Source organism: Kitasatospora sp. NPDC004615 (assembly GCF_042873545.1).
Taxonomy (GTDB): domain Bacteria; phylum Actinomycetota; class Actinomycetes; order Streptomycetales; family Streptomycetaceae; genus Kitasatospora.
Window position 1 is genome coordinate 1,323,478 of record NZ_JBIALQ010000001.1, and the last position, 15,782, is coordinate 1,339,259.

General features: G+C 72.2%; 13 protein-coding genes. 10 read left to right on the top strand and 3 right to left on the bottom strand.

Annotation, left to right across the window (positions count from 1 at the left end; all coding sequences use genetic code 11):
• Positions 1 to 2 precede the first annotated feature (2 nt).
• Complete coding sequence (locus tag ACFYS8_RS05910; protein WP_387636286.1) at positions 3 to 2,486, bottom strand: glycoside hydrolase family 65 protein; 2,484 nt, start codon at positions 2,484 to 2,486, stop codon at positions 3 to 5.
• Between the two features lie 141 nt (positions 2,487 to 2,627).
• Between ACFYS8_RS05910 and ACFYS8_RS05915 the strand changes: the two genes are divergently transcribed.
• The 5 genes from ACFYS8_RS05915 (at position 2,628) to ACFYS8_RS05935 (ending at position 7,547) form a co-directional block, all read left to right on the top strand.
• Positions 2,628 to 3,671 carry a zinc-dependent alcohol dehydrogenase family protein gene (locus tag ACFYS8_RS05915; RefSeq protein ID WP_387636289.1) on the top strand — a complete coding sequence of 348 codons (1,044 nt, stop codon included), beginning with the start codon at positions 2,628 to 2,630 and terminating at the stop codon, positions 3,669 to 3,671.
• Between the two features lie 20 nt (positions 3,672 to 3,691).
• Positions 3,692 to 4,375: a pyridoxamine 5'-phosphate oxidase family protein gene (locus tag ACFYS8_RS05920; RefSeq protein WP_387636291.1), complete on the top strand. Its 684-nt coding sequence runs from the start codon at positions 3,692 to 3,694 to the stop codon at positions 4,373 to 4,375.
• A gap of 136 nt (positions 4,376 to 4,511) precedes the next feature.
• Positions 4,512 to 5,810, top strand: a complete 1,299-nt coding sequence (locus ACFYS8_RS05925) for an extracellular solute-binding protein (RefSeq protein ID WP_387636294.1) — start codon at positions 4,512 to 4,514, stop codon at positions 5,808 to 5,810.
• Positions 5,800 to 6,726, top strand: a complete 927-nt coding sequence (locus tag ACFYS8_RS05930) for a carbohydrate ABC transporter permease (protein WP_387636297.1) — start codon at positions 5,800 to 5,802, stop codon at positions 6,724 to 6,726. The genes ACFYS8_RS05925 and ACFYS8_RS05930 overlap by 11 nt, the downstream gene beginning before the upstream one ends.
• Positions 6,723 to 7,547, top strand: a complete 825-nt coding sequence (locus ACFYS8_RS05935) for a carbohydrate ABC transporter permease (RefSeq protein ID WP_387636300.1) — start codon at positions 6,723 to 6,725, stop codon at positions 7,545 to 7,547. Before ACFYS8_RS05930 ends, ACFYS8_RS05935 begins: the two co-directional genes overlap by 4 nt.
• Before the next feature lie 14 nt (positions 7,548 to 7,561).
• On the opposite strand, the gene ACFYS8_RS05940 is transcribed toward ACFYS8_RS05935, so the two are convergent.
• Complete coding sequence (locus ACFYS8_RS05940) at positions 7,562 to 8,626, bottom strand: NAD(+)/NADH kinase (RefSeq protein WP_387636303.1); 1,065 nt, start codon at positions 8,624 to 8,626, stop codon at positions 7,562 to 7,564.
• A 238-nt stretch (positions 8,627 to 8,864) separates the two neighbouring features.
• Between ACFYS8_RS05940 and ACFYS8_RS05945 the strand changes: the two genes are divergently transcribed.
• The 5 genes from ACFYS8_RS05945 (at position 8,865) to ACFYS8_RS05965 (ending at position 12,868) form a co-directional block, all read left to right on the top strand.
• Positions 8,865 to 9,020 (top strand): hypothetical protein, encoded by a 156-nt coding sequence (locus tag ACFYS8_RS05945; RefSeq protein WP_387636306.1) that lies wholly within the window; start codon positions 8,865 to 8,867, stop codon positions 9,018 to 9,020.
• A gap of 85 nt (positions 9,021 to 9,105) precedes the next feature.
• Positions 9,106 to 9,444, top strand: coding sequence for a hypothetical protein (locus tag ACFYS8_RS05950; protein ID WP_387636309.1), 339 nt, complete (start codon positions 9,106 to 9,108; stop codon positions 9,442 to 9,444).
• A gap of 119 nt (positions 9,445 to 9,563) precedes the next feature.
• Entirely contained in the window at positions 9,564 to 10,727 is a 1,164-nt protein-coding gene (locus ACFYS8_RS05955) for a radical SAM protein (RefSeq protein WP_387636311.1), read from the top strand.
• 50 nt (positions 10,728 to 10,777) lie between these two features.
• Positions 10,778 to 11,581, top strand: coding sequence for a class I SAM-dependent DNA methyltransferase (locus tag ACFYS8_RS05960; RefSeq protein ID WP_387636313.1), 804 nt, complete (start codon positions 10,778 to 10,780; stop codon positions 11,579 to 11,581).
• Between the two features lie 15 nt (positions 11,582 to 11,596).
• Entirely contained in the window at positions 11,597 to 12,868 is a 1,272-nt protein-coding gene (locus ACFYS8_RS05965; protein WP_387636315.1) for an MFS transporter, read from the top strand.
• Between the two features lie 6 nt (positions 12,869 to 12,874).
• On the opposite strand, the gene ACFYS8_RS05970 is transcribed toward ACFYS8_RS05965, so the two are convergent.
• Positions 12,875 to 15,745, bottom strand: a complete 2,871-nt coding sequence (locus tag ACFYS8_RS05970; RefSeq protein ID WP_387636869.1) for a S8 family serine peptidase — start codon at positions 15,743 to 15,745, stop codon at positions 12,875 to 12,877.
• Between the last annotated feature and the right edge of the window lie 37 nt (positions 15,746 to 15,782).

The window sequence follows — 15,782 nt, forward strand, 5'->3', positions numbered from 1 at the left end:
GGTCAGAGCGTGAAGGTCCGGCTCTCGCCGGGCCGCACCGGGACGGCGGTGCCGCGGAAGCGCACCGTGACGGGTTCCGGCCGGTCCGTGCCGAGGGCGACGGTCGCGGTCTGCCGGTCGACGGTGATCCGCACGCCCCAGTGGCCGCGGTAGTGCAGGTCGAGGGCGAGGCCGCTGAGCGCGGCGGGCAGCCTCGGGTCGAGCCACAGGGCGTCCTCGCGCAGTTCCAGGCCGGTGTAGCAGCGTTGCAGCAGGTCGGCGGCGCCGGCCATCGCGCCGAGGTGGATGCCCTCGCGGGTGGTGCCGCGCTGGCTGTCGCGCAGGTCGGCGGTGAGCGCGTCGCGGAAGTGCTTCCAGGAGGCGCGGCGGTCGCAGCGGGTCAGTACCCAGGCGTGCACGACGGAGCTCAGGGTGGAGCCGTGGACGGTGCGGTGCAGGTAGTGGGAGACGGTGCGGCGCATCAGTTCGTGCTCGGCGGGGTGGCCGAGGCGGCGCAGCAGGTCGCGGACCTCGTGGGCGGAGAACAGGTACCAGAGCATCAGCACGTCGGCCTGTTTGGAGGCCCGGTAGCGGTTGACGGTGTCGCCCTCGGCCTCCAGGATCCGGTCGAGGCGGCGCAGGTCGGGGTAGCGGCGGCGGTAGGTCGCCCAGTCGAGTTCGGCGAGGTGTTCGTAGCCGTCGAACTGGCTGATCACTCCGTCGTGGAAGGGCACGTGCAGGTGCCGGCCGACGTCCTGCCAGTGCTGGAGTTCGGCGGCGTCCAGGGCGAGGCGCTCGGTCAGTTCGCCGCGGCGGCGGTCGGGCAGCAGGTCGAGGGTGTCCTGGGCGCGGGCGAGGACCCAGGAGGCGAGGACGTTGGTATACGCGTTGTCGTCGAGCCCGGGCCGGTCCGCCCAGGGGTAGGCGTCGTGGTACTCGTCGGGGCCGAGCACCCCGCGGATCGACCAGTGCCCGCGGGACGGCACGTGCTCGGCGGCCGACGCCCAGTAGCGGGCGATCTCAAGCAGCGTCTCGGCGCCGGTCTCGGCGAGGAAGCCGAGGTCGCCGGTGGCCTGATAGTGCTGCCAGATGTTGTAGGCGACGGCGGAGCCGATGTGCCGTTGCAGGTGGCTGTGGTCGGGCAGCCAGCGGCCGGACAGCGGGTTGAGGTGCACCTGGGCGGACTGTTCCCGCCCGTCGCTGCCGCTCTGCCAGGGGTAGCTGGCGCCGCGGCGGCCCTCCGCGCGGGCGGCGCGCCGGGCGGCGTCGAGGCGGCGGTGGCGGTAGCGCAGGACGGCGCGGGCGAGTTCGGGGAAGCGCAGGTCGAGGACCCGCAGGACGAACAGTTCGTCCCAGAAGACGTGGCCGCGGTATGCCTCGCCGTGCAGGCCGCGGGCCGGTACGCCGACGTCCAGGTCGGCGGAGTGCTCCGACCAGGTCTGCAGCAGGTGGAACAGGTCGAGGTGCAGCGGCCCGCGGCCCGGGAAGTCCGCGTCGATCCGGCAGCGCCGCCACAACTGCGCCCAGCGCAGGGCGTGTTCGGTCAGCAGGTGGTCGAAGTCCTCGGCTTCGGCGACGAGTTGGCGGGCGGCGTCGAGCGGGTCGCCGGTGGCCGGGTCGTGCGAGGTGTGGACGGCGACGGCCTTGTCGACGGTGACGGCCGTGCCGGCGGACGCCTCCACGGCGAAGGTGGTGGCGGCCAGGCCCTCGCCGGTCCGGTCGGCGAACGCGGCTTCGACGGACGCGGCCTCGACGGACGCGGCCTCGACGGACGCGGCTTCGACGGACGCGGCCTCGACGGGCCGGCCGCCGACCCGGACGCGGTGCCGGGCGGCGAGCGCGATGCGCCGGCCCGCGCCGGTGGACACCTCCAGCCACAGCGTGCCGTCCGGGTCGAGGCCCTGGCGCAGCGGGGTGAGGTGCCGGCCGGTGAGTCCCGCGTAGCGTGGCACGCCGCTGTTGGTGACGGTGCCGTCGAGCGCGGAGCGGACCTCCAGCCGGCCGGACCAGTTCTCGGCGGTGAGGACGGTCTCCAGCGCCACCAGGTGCGGCCGGGCCTGGCTGGCGATCCGGCGCTGGACCAGCCGGGTGCGCCGCCCCGCGCCGTCCACGCACAGGGCGCGGCGGGTCAGGACGCCGCGGCGCAGGTCGAGTTCGAGTTCCTGCTCGGCGGGCGGGCCGGTGAACCAGTCGCCGTCCGCGCAGCGGAAGGTCACGGGCAGCCAGTTCGGGCAGTTGACCAGGTCCTCGTGGGTGAACACCCGCCCGCCGACCTCGGAGGCGGTGCGGTCGTAGCAGCCGGCCAGGTAGGTGCCGGGGTAGTGCACGCCGTCCGCGACGGCCTCGGGCGCGGCCCCGCGGGTGACCAGGTAGCCGTTCCCGACGGCGCACAGCGCCTCGCGGAGCCCTTCGTCCAGTGGCGCGAACCCGCGGTGGCGCAGCGTCCACGCGTCCGGCATCAGCCGGTGCAGGGCCTCGGCCCGCCGCTGCGGGGTGTCGGACTGCACGCGTCCACCTCCGTCCGTGTGCGTCGCCCGGTTTCCAGTGTGCGCACGGGGTCGGCGGCCGTGCCGCCCCGGCAACCGTGGCGGGGGCGGCCGGAACCGCCCAGGCTGGTAGGGGAAGCGACAGCGGAGGGCGTGAGAGCGATGAAGGCACTGACCTACCACGGGCCCGGCCGGCGCACCTGGGGCGAGGTCCCCAACCCGGTGGTCCGCGACGCGGAGGACGCGGTCGTCCGGGTGGACGCCGTCACCATCTGCGGCACCGACCTGCACATCCTCAAGGGCGACGTGCCCGAGGTCACCGAGGGCCGGGTGCTCGGCCACGAGGCCGTCGGCACGGTCGTCGAGACCGGCAGCGCGGTCCGCACCGTCGCGGTCGGTGACCGGGTGCTGGTCTCCTGCATCTCGGCCTGCGGGCGCTGCGGGTACTGCCGGCAGGGCAGGTACGGGCAGTGCACGGGCGGCGGCGGGTGGATCCTGGGGCATCTGGTCGACGGGACCCAGGCCGAGTACGTGCGCACCCCGTTCGCCGACAACTCGCTGCACCCGCTGCCGGACACCGTCGACAACGAGACCGCGCTGATGTTCGCCGACATCCTGCCCACCGCGTACGAGGTGGGGGTGCTGAGCGGCCGGGTGGGGCCCGGCGACACGGTGGCGGTGATCGGTGCCGGGCCGATCGGCCTGGCCGCGATCGCCACCGCCCGCCTGTTCAGCCCGCGCCGGATCGTCGCCGTCGACCTGGCGCCGGGCCGGCTGGCCGCCGCCGAGCGGGCCGGGGCCGACGAGGTGCTGCCCGGCAACGGCGACCCGGAGGAGGCGGTGCGGGCGCTCAGCCCGGACGGGCTCGGTGTCGACGTGGCGATCGAGGCGGTCGGCATCCCCGACACCTTCGAGCTCTGCACCCGGCTGGTGCGGCCCGGCGGGCACGTCGCCAATATCGGCGTGCACGGCAGTCCCGCCGTGCTGCACCTCGAAGACCTGTGGATCAAGGACATCACCATCACCACCGGCCTGGTCGACACCGACAGCACACCGCTGCTGCTCGACCTGCTGGCCGCCGGGCGGCTCGACGTGACCGGCCTGGTCACCCACCGGTTCGGGCTCGACGAGATGCCGGACGCCTACGACGTCTTCGGCAACGCCGCCGGGACCGGGGCGCTCAAGGTCGCCCTGTTCCGGGCCTGACCGCCAGGAGGTGGAAATCCATGGAACCGCACCCCCGGACCGGCCCGTCGGCCGCCGCCGCGGTCGCCCACCGGATCGCCGACCGGCAGGCACAGATCGGCCTCAGTCCGGACGCGCTGGCCCACCGGGCCGGCATGTCGCGCTCCTACCTGGAGCTGCTGACCGCGGCCGGTCCGGGCTTCGACCCCAACGGCTTCCTGCGGATCGCCGCCGCGCTCGGCGTGACCTACCACGAGCTGGTCGCCGGCCGCGCCGACCCGCCTCCCGGGCAGGCACCGCCCGCTCCCCGGCCGGTGCTGGTGCGGCTCACCGAGGATGAGTGCTGGGACCGGGTGGGCACCCGGGGTGTCGGACGGATCGGGCTGCCCGGCGAACACGGCCCGGCGATCCTCCCGGTGAACTACGCCGTCGACCGGCACACCGTCGTCTACCGCACCCACCACCACAGCGCCGCCGACCCGCCGCCCGGCACCGACGTCTCCTTCGAGGTCGACCGGATCGACGACCGCCGGAGCAACGGCTGGAGCGTGCTGGTCACCGGCACCGCCGAGCGGATCGACGACAAGCCGACGCTCCAGCGGCTGATGCGCGACCTCGCCGTCCAGCCCTGGGCGGGCGGGCCGCGCACCAGCTGGATCCGCATCCGTCCGGTGTCCGTCACCGGCCGCCGGATCACCAGCATGCCCGCCGAGGACGAAGACTGAGCCGGCGACCCCGGGGCGCCGCACCTCCGTGGGACACCGGCCGTCGTCTTCCGGCCAAATGTCTAGACCTTTGCAAGCTCCGGCCCGCCTGATGGGTAGTCAGAACACGACCCCCACAGTGCAGTTGGAGACCCCCATGACCACTCGCCCGTTCATTCGCCCTGCCGTCCTAGCATTACTCCTCCTGCCCCTGGCCGCGGCCGGGTGCGGCTCCGGCTCCGGCTCGGGAGGAGGTTCCGAGTCGGGCGGCAAGCTCACGGTGTGGCTGGCCGTGGACGCCCAGGAGAGCTGGCCACAACTGGTCCAGTCCACCAATGACCGGTTCGCCAAGGCCCACCCCGGGGTCAAGGTCGAGGTCCAGTACCAGCAGTGGACGACGAAGAACCAGAAGCTGGATGCCGTCCTCGCCGGGAAGAACGTGCCCGACGTGGTGGAGATGGGCAACAGCGAGACCACCAACTACATCGTCAACGGCGCCTTCTCCGCGCTCGACCCGGCCCGCTTCGACCAGTCGGACGCCTGGCTTCCGGCGCTGGCCGACGCGTGCCGCAACGACGGCAGGACCTACTGCGTGCCCTACTACGTCGGGGCCCGGGTCGGCATCTACCGCACCGACCTGTTCACTCGGGCCGGCGTCCCCGGGGCGCCGAAGACGTACCCCGAACTGATCTCCGCCTTCGACAAGTTGAAGAACACCTTCGGCGCCGCCGACCCCAACTTCTCCGCCTTCTACATGCCGGGCCGCTACTGGTACGCGGCCATGGCGTTCGTGAAGGACGCGGGCGGCGAGATCGCGGTGAAGGACGGGGGCCGCTGGAAGTCCTCGCTGTCCTCCCCGGCCTCCGTCGCGGGGCTCACCGAGTGGAAGCGGCTGATCGACTCCTACTACGTCGGCGACCGCTCCAAGGACAACGGCGATCAGCCGGGCGTCGTCGGGCAGGGGCACGTGGGCGTGTTCTACGGCAACACCTGGGAGGCCGACGGCGCCGCCGACCCGACCGTGGGCGGGGACCCGAAGCTGAAGGACGAGTTCGCCACGTTCCCCTTCCCCGGCCCGTCCGGAAAGCTCCTGCCGCCGTTCCTCGGCGGCTCCACCCTGGCCGTGCCGGCCAAGTCCGCGCGCAAGGACCTGGCCGCCGACTGGATCAGGATGTTCACCGACCGGGAGTCGCAGCAGGCGCTGATCGCCGCGAACACCCTGCCCAACAACACCGCCCAGCTGGCCGAGGTCGCCGCCGGCGGCATCAACGGCCCGGCCGCGCAGGCAGCGGCCACCGGGGGCTGGATGACGCCGTTCGCACCCGGCTGGACGTCGGTGGAGAAGTCCAACATCCTGCCCGAGATGCTCGAACGGATCGCCAACGGCAAGGCCTCGGTGCAGGACGCCACCCGGGACGCCGACAAGCGGATCGACGCAGTGATCAATGAGCGCTGAATCAAAGGGCGTTGGCGGGCCCCGGCGCCGCCCGTCCCTGCTGCCGTACCTGCTGATCGGCCCCACCGTGCTCGCGCTCGTCCTGGTGCTCGGCTACCCGCTCGTGGACATGATCCTGCTCGCCTTCCAGGACATGACCCGCGAGCAGCTGTTCAGCGGCGCGGCGCCGCCCTGGGCGGGGCTGGAGCAGTTCCGGCGGATCCTCAGGGACGGGTTCTTCTGGACGGTGGTGCTCCGCACGGTGCTGTTCACCGCCGTGTGCGTCGCCCTCACCGTGGCCTGCGGACTGTTCACCGCCCGGCTGATGCACCGCGTCTCGCCGTGGGTGCGGGCCGTCATCGCCGGGGTGCTGGTCACGGTGTGGGCGATGCCCGCCATGGTCGCCGCGTCGGTCTTCCGCTGGCTGTTCGACGCCGACTACGGCGCGGTGAACTGGACGCTCTCCCGGCTGCCCGGCGTCGACTTGGCCAAGCACAACTGGTTCACCGACCCGTGGGAGGGCTTCGCCGTCATCGTCGCGGTCGTGGTGTGGGGGGCGCTGCCGTTCGCGGCGATCACCCTGCGGGCGGCGCTGGCGCAGGTCCCGGCGGAGCTGGAGGAGTCCGCGGTGCTCGACGGCGCCCGGCCGTCACAGGTCTTCCGGCACGTCACCCTTCCGGTGATCAGGCCGGTCCTGCTGATGGTCACCACGCTGATGGCCATCTGGGACTTCGGCGTCTTCAACCAGATCTGGCTGATGCGCGGCGGCCAGCCCGAACGGGAGTACTACCTGCTCGGCATCTACTCCTTCATCGAGTCGTTCGCCGTCAACCGGTACAGCACCGGCGCCGCGATCGCGCTGGTGACGGTCGTCCTGCTGCTCGCCGGATCGGTCGTCCACCTGCGTCAGATGCTCAGAACGGGAGAGATCGAATGAGGCACCGGCGATCCCTCGGCCGCGACCTGCTCGGACTGGCCGTGGCCGCGGTGATCGGATTCCCCGTCTACTGGATGGTCCTCACCGCGTTCCGTCCGGCCAGCGAAATCCTCAGCCTGCCACCGCACTTCTGGCCGGGCCGGCCCACGCTCGCCAACTTCGCCCGGGCCCTGAACACCGAGACCTTCTGGGCCAACGTGCGCTCCAGCGTCGTGATCGGCGTCGGCACCGTCCTGGTCTCCCTGGTGGTCGGCACCCTCGCCGCGTTCGCCCTGGCCCGCTTCCGCTTCCTGGGCCGGCGGGCGTTCGTGGTGGTGATCCTCGTCGTGCAGATGGTCCCGCTCACCGCCCTGATCATCCCGGTGTACCTGCTGCTGAACGACGTCGGAATGACCGACAGCATCGCCGGTGTGATCACCACCTACCTGGTGTTCACGCTGCCGTTCACGGTGTGGATGCTGCGCGGCTTCATCGCCGGCGTCCCGGTGGAACTCGAGGAGGCCGCCATGGTCGACGGCTGCAGCCGACTCGGCGCGTTCCGCCGGGTGGTCCTCCCCCTGCTCGCCCCCGGCATCGTCGCCACCTCGGTGTTCGCCCTCGTCCAGGCCTGGAACGAGTACGTCCTGGTCTACGTCCTGCTCTCCACCCCGACCAAACAGACCGTCAGCATCTGGCTGGTCTCCTTCCAGACCAGCTTCGGCACCGACTACGGCGGCCTGATGGCGGGCGCCACCCTGACCGCTCTCCCCGTCGTCGTCTTCTTCCTCCTCGTCCAGCGCAGAATCGCCTCCGGCCTCGCCGCCGGTGCCGTCAAGGGCTGACCCCGACGCTTGTCTCAGCGGGCCGCGGCCGGCGGCGTCAGGCGCAGGCCGGCCAGGTCCGGGGGGACGCAGGAGTCGGGGCGGAAGAACGGGGCGGCCGCCCCGTCGGCGGAGGTGGCGGGGGCGTCGGTGAGCCGGAAGCGGTCGCGGAGCCGGCCGTAGAAGTCGGTGGGGTGGAGCCGGACCAGCCGTACGCGCTGCGGGGCCCGGTAGACGCCGATCCAGTCGCCGGGGTCGAGCACGCCCCGGAGCTGGCCGTCGACGCTGACCGCGGCGCGGCCGGAGTTCGGCAGGATGCGCAGCGCGACCGGTTCGTCGGGGGCGGCGACGACGGTACGGCTGAAGGTCATGTGGGCGGCGATCGGGGTGAACACGACGGCATCCATGTGCGGGGAGAGCACGGGCCCGCCGGCGGAGAAGCTGTACGCGGTGGAGCCGGTGGGCGTGGCGACCACCAGGGCGTCGGCGGAGTAGGCGGCCAGCAGCCTGCCGGAGATGTAGACGCCCGCGCCGACCTGGTGGTCGCGGGCGAGTTTCTCCACCACCACGTCGTTCAGGGCGTTGACGTCCAGCGGCACGCCCCAGCCGTCCCCGGCGATGCCCTCCGGCCGTGCCTGCGGGGGCGGCAGGGTGGGGCCGCGTCCGTGGCTGAGGAACGGCTCCAGCTCGGCGGGGACCTCCGGCGGCCGGGAGGCGCGCATGGTCAGCGTCATCCGCTCCTCGACGGGGGCGTGGCCGGCGTGCACGGTGTCGAGGGCGGTGGCGAGGTCGTCGGCCGGCACTTCGGTGAGGAAGCCGACCTTCCCCAGATCGACCCCGAGCACGGTGGCGCCGGTCTTCACGGCGATCCGGGCGCCGCGCAGGAAGGTCCCGTCCCCGCCCAGGGTGACGACCAGGTCCGGGTTCCCGGCCGCGCGGGCCTCCTCCCGCCCGGAGCGGCGCTGCTGGTGCGGCGACCACACGTCGATCTCGGTACACGGAACCCCCCGCGCCGCGCACCACCCGCGCACGACCCCCGCCGCCTCCCGCGCGGCGGCCCGCCCCTGGTGAACAACCAGCCCGACGTGCTGCACGGCCATGCTGGACCTCGTCCCGTTCGACGGCCCCTCCCGCCGGAGTGCGGGCGCCGCATACTGCCACCCGGCCAATCCTCGGATCCCCGCGCACGATCGGTCCGCCGACATGCCGCCGACGCGGCCTTGACCTGTGCATTAGCCGGTAATTAAGCGATGACGGACCGCTTTTGAACCGGACCCGCCAATGCTGGTGCCGCGCTGGTACGGCAATCCGCCGCACAGCCGACGCGGGAGGCGCCAGATGATCGAGAAGTTCGAAATCGGGTCCGACCTGATGGGCTGCAAGCTCTACATGGAGCCCCTCGGCGTCTCGGACGACGAAGTCGTGGCCCACGGCATCGACCTGCCCGAACCGGCCCCCGAGCCGGACGGCGAGCGCACCGAAGACCCGGCCTGACGGCCCGTCCGGCAGTCGCTCCGAGGCTGCCCGGGCACTGGCGAACGACACCCGGAACATCCGATTCCACCCCCTGGAGAGACTCATGTCCGAGAAGTCCGAGAAGTTCGAGACCCCCGAGGTCGTCTGCGGCATCTACGACAAGGCGTCGCCCCTCGGCAACGCCGACGACGTCCTCGCCCACACCGCCGAGAAGCTCGAGGCCCCCGAGGTCGTCTGCGGCGTCTACGACAAGGAATACCCCTCCAACTCCGAGGACGTCCTCGCCCACACCGCCGAGATGCACGAGGGCGCCGAAGTCGTCTGCGGCATCTACGACAAGGAATACCCCTCCAACTCCGAGGACGTCCTCGCCCACACCGCCGAGATGCACGAGGGCGCCAAGGTGATCTGCGGCGTCTACGACACGGACCTCGAGGGCTAGTACCGCGTGGCCGGATCCGTGGAGCCGCGCCCGGGTTCCGGCCACGCGCCCCGTTTCCGCTCGGACGCCCCGTCCGACTCGTCGCAGGAAGCCCCCGTCACAGGAAGCGCAGGCCAACCGTGAGAATCATCGAAGGCAGGTCCGGCGTCTGGCACCTGGGCCCCGGCGGGACGCTGCTGCTGCCCCACCGCTACTACCGGGACGGTGTGCTGACCGAAGAGGGCGCACGGGAGCTGGAGCAGGCGGACCTCACGCGGCGCGCGCCGAAGAGCGACTACAGCCTGACGGTGGTCACCTCGACGGCCTGCAACCTCGGCTGCCCGTACTGCTTCCAGAACACCGACGCCGCCCAGCCGGGGCGCTTCGACCCGCCGCGGATCGACAGGCAGGTGCTCGACGGCCCCACCATCGACCGGATCGTCGAGTTCACCCGGCCCCGGATGGAACGCGCGGGCGCCCGGCGGCTGTTCGTGCTGCTGTTCGGCGGCGAGCCGCTGCTCAACCCTTGGGCGTGCCGTGAACTCCTGGTCCGCCTGGCCGCGTTGGGGCCGGTCGCCGCCTCGATGGTCAGCAACGGGGTGCTGCTGACGCCCCGCCGGGCCGAGAAGCTGGAGCAGGTCGGGCTGCGCTCGGTGCAGATCACCCTGGACGGCCCGAAGGAGCTGCACGACTCGCTGCGCGCGACCCGGTCGGGTCGCGGCACCTACGAGTCGATCCTCGACAACCTCGCGGCCGTCCAGGGCGCCACCGCCCTGCGGTTCGGCCTGCGGCTCAACACCACCGCCGAGGGCCTGCCCCACCTGGAGGGCCTGGTCCGGTCGCTGGCCGAACGGGTGGACCCGTCGCGCTGCACCCTGGACATCGCCCCGGTGCTCAACTACGAGGGCATGTTCGGCGACGTGCTGGACCGCTCCGGCGGCGAGGTGGAGACCATCCTGGCCGCCTACACCGCCGCCCTGGAGGCCGGGTTCACGGTGAACTGGCCCGGCGGCGGCGAGTGCGGCTTCTGCGGCGAGCGGGACGGCACCTCCGGCGCGGTCGTCAACGCGGACGGGACGCTGTACAGCTGCTGGGAGACGATCGGCAAGCCCGGGTACGAGGTCGGGGACATCGACGGCGGCTACACCTCCTACCCGCAGGAACGCTGGGTCAGCTGCGGCGAGTTCGCCCAGCAGTCGGCGACCGAGGCGGCCTCCCGGGCGTTCGACGACACCCTCTCGGTGGGCCTGCTGGAACTGCTGCGCACCCACAAGCGCCGCACCGAGGCGCTCGCGGCCGGGTGAGGACACCGGCCGGCACGCCCCACCGCACCCACCCCGAACAGGAGTCGCTCATGAGCACCGTCCCCACCGACCACGCGGCCGTCGCCTACGACGCCACCGCCCCGTTCTACGACGCGCTGACCCGCGAGGACAACTACACCCTCTTCGGCGACCTGCTGGAGCAGCTGATCAAGCGCGCCACCCCGCCCGGGGACCGCCTGCTGGACGCGGGCTGCGGCACCGGTCGCAGCACCGTGGCGTTCGCGGAGCGCGGCTTCCGGCCGACGGGGACGGACATCAGCCCCGCCATGATCGCGATCGCGCGGACCACCCACGCGGACACCGGCATCGACTTCCACGTGCACGACATCCGGCTGCCGTTCGCGCACGGCGGGCCCTACGACGTGGTGCTGTGCATGAGCGACATCGCCAACTACCTCGCCGACCCCGCCCACTTGGCCGAGGCCCTGGTCAGCCTGGGCCAGGTGATGAGCCCGGGCGGTGTGCTGGTCTTCGACGCCAACACCCGGCACGGCTACCGGCTGATGCACGAGCCGCACGTCTTCGAGTCGGAGGGCCTGCACGTGACCCTGCGCGGCCGCTTCCTGCCCGAGAACGGCGACCCGGAGCGGTTCCGGCTGAACATGACCGCCTTCCGGCGGTCCGCCGAGGCCCCCGGGGTGTGGTCCCGGGAGAGCATCGACCACCTCCAACGGCACCACTCCGTCGAGGAGTTCACCCGTCTCCTGGACGCGGCCGGCCTGGACCTGGTCGCCGCGCACGGCCTGAACCGCGACGGCAGCATGGCCGACTCGGTGGACGAGGACAGCCACACCAAGGGCCTGTACGTCGCCGTCCGCCGCACCGCCGGCTGACACCGGGACCGGGCCGTGATCAGCAGGAGTTACACGCTCATCTGGGTCAGCCAGGCGATGTCCGACATGGCGAGCGAGATGACCTCGCTCGCCCTGCCGCTGGCGGTGCTGGCCTCCACCCGGTCGGCGGTGGACGCGGCCCTGGTGGCCACGGCTGTGGGTGTCGCCCAGCTGGTCGCCAAACTGCCCAGCGGTCTGATCGCCGACACGGTCAACCGCAAGTCGCTGATGCTGCTCTGCGACGCCGGCCGGGCCGTGATCGCGCTGCTGCTCGTGCTCACCCTGGCGATGGGCCATCTGACCACGGTCGTCGCGGTGGCCGCCGCGGCGGCGACGGCCGTGGTCTCGACGCTGTTCTCGTCGGCCGAGTCGGGCGTCCTGCGGCAGTCCGTCCCGGTCGAGCGGCGGCGGGAGGCGATCACCCGAACCATCGTCCGCACCAACATCGCCATCGCCGTCGGCCCGCCACTGGGCGGGCTGCTGCTCACCCTCGGCGCGCCGATCGCCTTCCTGGTGGACGCCGTCTCCTACCTGCTCTCCCTGGCCCTGCTCTCCCAGGTGGTGTACGAGCACCTGCCGCGCCCGCCGTCCGACCGGAACGGCGCGGGTCCACTGCGCCACACGGCCGGCGAGCTCACCCGGGGTTTCGGCTGGGTGGCCCGACGGCGTCCGCTGCTGTTCCTGGTGGGCGTCGTCGCCTACATCAACCTGCTGGGCCGCGCCATCGAACTGCTGGCCGCGATCGGCGCCTCGGACGTGGGACGCCACCCGGTCTCGGCCGGCTGGGTGCTGACCGCCGCCGGGTGCGGCGGGATCGTCGGCGGCGTCTGCACCGGGTGGGTCCTGCGCCGGTTCCGGCCGGCCACCGTGCTGCTGGGCGTGATGGCGGTGTGGCTGGCGGTCACGCCGCTGGTGGCGCTCGGCTCGATGCTGCTCACCGTCGCGGCGGTGGGCGTGATCGTCTTCTTCCTGCCGCTGATCGGCTCGCTGGTCTTCCTCCAGGTCAGCCTGGACTCCCCGACCCACCTCCAGGGCCGGATCTCGGCGGCGGTCATCCTGCTGGCCGGCAGCATCGCCTGGGCCGGGCCCGGCATCACCGGTTTCCTGATCACCGGCGCGGGCGGCCCGACCGCCTCGATCGTCCTGGTCGCACCCCTGATCCTCCCCCTGGCCGCCCTCGCCACCAGCCCACGCCTGCGCGCCGCCGTCAACACCGCCCCCTCACCGACGCCCGACCCGGCCACCACCCAAAGACCCGCACCGGTCGCCCCGGCCGCACAGAAGTGAGCTCCGTCAGAGCTGACGCCAGTGGAGTTCGTCGGGATCGGTGACATTGGTGGCCCCTGTGGCGGGCACCCGGCCCGTTCCGTGTCCGCCCAGCGGAGCGGTGACGGCCAGGCGCGGGGCGCGCTCGGCGACGGCGTCGGGCGTGGAGTAGTCCAAGGCGACCCAGTCAGGTGCGTCGGCCGGTGTGCTCGCGGCCGCGATCCGGTAGTAGAGGTCAGGGTTCTGCCGCAGCTGCTCCCACACCGCGCCGGGCAGCCGGTACTGTCCGGTTCCGCGCGCGTTGGCAGTCGTGGAGGCGAAGAAGTTGAGCGCGTTCCGGCTCGCGGCCGCGGCCGCGTCGAGCAGCCCGGCGTCGGCGGCGATCTCCACCCGGTAGGACCGCATGGCGGCAGGCAGGCTGAAGCCGAACACCGGCGCCGGGCCGTCCGAAGCCACCTCGGCCGGTCCACTGATCTGCGGATGCTCCACGGAGTGCAGGGCCGCGACCTGCTGCGCCGCCCCGACGGCGACCGAGGGCGCGCCGGCGTAGTCGGAATCGGGCGTGGTCGCCCGGGCGTCCGTCCACTGCTGGGACGAACTGCTGAACCAGGCACGGTAGTACAGGACGTCCGCCGCACGCAGCCGCTGCCACGCCTGATCCGGCAGGCTGTACTGACCGCCCGACAGGAACCCCGTGTCCTGCCACGAGGCATAGAACGTGTCCGCCGTCCGCTCCGCCCCATGACCGGCACGATCGAACAGCATCGCCGCCGTCGCCACCTCCACCGCGAAGAACAACTGCGGCCCCGGCCCCGCATCCAGCGTGAACACGGGCGGCGGACCCGAGCGGCTGACAGCGGCCGGCCCCGAGACCGACAACTCACGGTCCGCCGAGGCCTGACCGGTAATGCTGATAGCGGGTGCGGAGGCGAAGTCGGCGTCGGACGTGGTCGCCCGGGCGTCCGTCCACTGCTGGGACGAACTGCTGAACCAGGCACGGTAGTACAGGGCATCCGCCGCACGCAGCCGCTGCCACGCCTGATCCGGCAGGCTGTACTGACCGCCCGACAGGAACCCCGTGTCCTGCCACGAGGCATAGAACGTGTCCGCCCTCCGCCCCGCCCCATGACCGGCACGATCGAACAGCATCGCCGCCGTCGCCACCTCCACCGCGAAGAACAACTGCGGCCCCGGCCCCGCATCCAGCGTGAACACGGGCGGCGGACCCAAGCGGCTGACACCCGCCGGCCCCGAGACCGACAAGTCGCGACCGGACTGGGGCGGGGAAGCGGACGAGGACGAGGACTGCGACTGGGACTGGGCCGCCAGGACGGCGGCGTGCGCGTCCACCTGACCGTATCCGTAGTCGGGGCTGTGCCCGGTCGCGTCGTAGCCGTCACCGATCTTGCGGGCGGTGTCCTTGAGGATGCCCCGCACCTGCTGGGCGGTCAGCCCGGGGTTCGCCGAGAGAACCAGCCCGATGATGCCCGCCACCAGCGGCGCGGCGGACGAGGTGCCACCGAAGGAATTCGTGAAGTCGGCGTCCACGCCTTCGGATCCGTCGTTGTATCCCTTGGCGCCGGTGCGGTCGGTGGTGAGGATGGATTTCTCGCCGAGCGAGCCGGCACCGCTCGACGGCGCACAGACCCAGATCGCGTTGCCGAAATCGCTGTAGTAGGCGCGGCGTTCACGGTTGGTGCTGGCGGCCACCGCGATGACGTTCGGATTCGAGGAATAGCCGTCCTTATCCACCGACTCGTTGCCGTTCCCGGCCGCCCAGCAGATCGGGATCCCCCGGCCACCGCGGCCCTTCTGCAGGCAGTACGCGATGGCTGCGTCCGTGGCGCCGGGCAGCGGCTCGGCGACACCCGCCCCGTCCGGCGGGCCCCAGCTGCAACTGATGACGTCGGCCCCGTTGTCTGCGGCCCACTGGAACATGCGCGCCTCGTCGGCGGATCCGAGGAACTCGGGGAAGCGCGCGAGCATGAGCGAGCACTCCGGAGCCGCACCGGACGCCCGGATCCCTTTCGCCGCGGCAACCCCGGTGCAGGCGGTGCCGTGGTTCTCCAGGTCCGACTTCGGCGTGGCGTCGGGGATGTGCGCGGAGAAATCGAATTGAGGCCCCAGCTTCCCGGCGAACTCCGGGTGGCTCGTATCGGTGCCGTCGTCGAGGATCGCGACGTGGATGGCGGGGTCGCCCATGGTGAGCGACCACGCGTCCACCACATTCGCGGCCTGGAGATGCCACTGGAGGGAGACATAGCCGGCATCGCGCAGCGCCTGCACCGACGGCCCCGCCCCCGCCGGGGCCGCCACCGTGGCGGCCCGGCGCCGGTGCTTCTTCGAGATCAGGTCGGGGTGGGAGAACAGGGTGAGGCCCGTGGCGCGGTAGGTGTTGGCCATCCGGATGGCCCCCAGCCCGTCCGCGCCGGCGGGAGCCGCGAGCAGAAACCCGTTCTCCGCGTACCCCAGCTCCTCCACGACCTGCACCCCGTGCTGACTGTTCAGCTGGTCGATCTGCGCACGGGTCACCTCCGGCCGGAACTGCACGACGAAGTTGCTGGTGACATAGATGTCGTCCTGCCCGCCCCCCGCCCGATGGAGCACCGGCGCGGCGACCTCCACACTGCGCTCCCGGTTGAGCACCTGCACCGCACTCGCCGCCTCGGCCGGGCTCAGCGTGTAGACGATGAGCTGCTGGCCGGCCAGCTGCTCCACCTGAGTGGCCCGGTTCCGCAGCAGGTCCTGGGCCTCGGGCTGCAACGCATCGCGTTCGATCCCGAAGCGAACACTGAACTTCGCCGGATCGCGGACGAGTGCGAGCTGCGCACTGCCCGCGTTGGGAAAGTACGCGAGTTCATCGCTCGCGGATTGACCACCCGTGCTGGGGTCGCTCATCGTCACTTCACTTTCTTCCTTCGGCGCGGACAGCTGG

Bases quoted from the DNA above. Each gene is read 5' to 3' on its own strand.
- ACFYS8_RS05935 (WP_387636300.1), top strand. From the start codon at position 6,723: ATGAGGCACCGGCGATCCCTCGGCCGCGACCTGCTCGGACTGGCCGTG.
- ACFYS8_RS05920 (WP_387636291.1), top strand. From the start codon at position 3,692: ATGGAACCGCACCCCCGGACCGGCCCGTCGGCCGCCGCCGCGGTCGCC.
- ACFYS8_RS05970 (WP_387636869.1), bottom strand. From the start codon at position 15,745: ATGAGCGACCCCAGCACGGGTGGTCAATCCGCGAGCGATGAACTCGCG.
- ACFYS8_RS05930 (WP_387636297.1), top strand. From the start codon at position 5,800: ATGAGCGCTGAATCAAAGGGCGTTGGCGGGCCCCGGCGCCGCCCGTCC.
- ACFYS8_RS05915 (WP_387636289.1), top strand. From the start codon at position 2,628: ATGAAGGCACTGACCTACCACGGGCCCGGCCGGCGCACCTGGGGCGAG.
- ACFYS8_RS05945 (WP_387636306.1), top strand. From the start codon at position 8,865: ATGATCGAGAAGTTCGAAATCGGGTCCGACCTGATGGGCTGCAAGCTC.
- ACFYS8_RS05960 (WP_387636313.1), top strand. From the start codon at position 10,778: ATGAGCACCGTCCCCACCGACCACGCGGCCGTCGCCTACGACGCCACC.
- ACFYS8_RS05950 (WP_387636309.1), top strand. From the start codon at position 9,106: ATGTCCGAGAAGTCCGAGAAGTTCGAGACCCCCGAGGTCGTCTGCGGC.
- ACFYS8_RS05925 (WP_387636294.1), top strand. From the start codon at position 4,512: ATGACCACTCGCCCGTTCATTCGCCCTGCCGTCCTAGCATTACTCCTC.
- ACFYS8_RS05940 (WP_387636303.1), bottom strand. From the start codon at position 8,626: ATGGCCGTGCAGCACGTCGGGCTGGTTGTTCACCAGGGGCGGGCCGCC.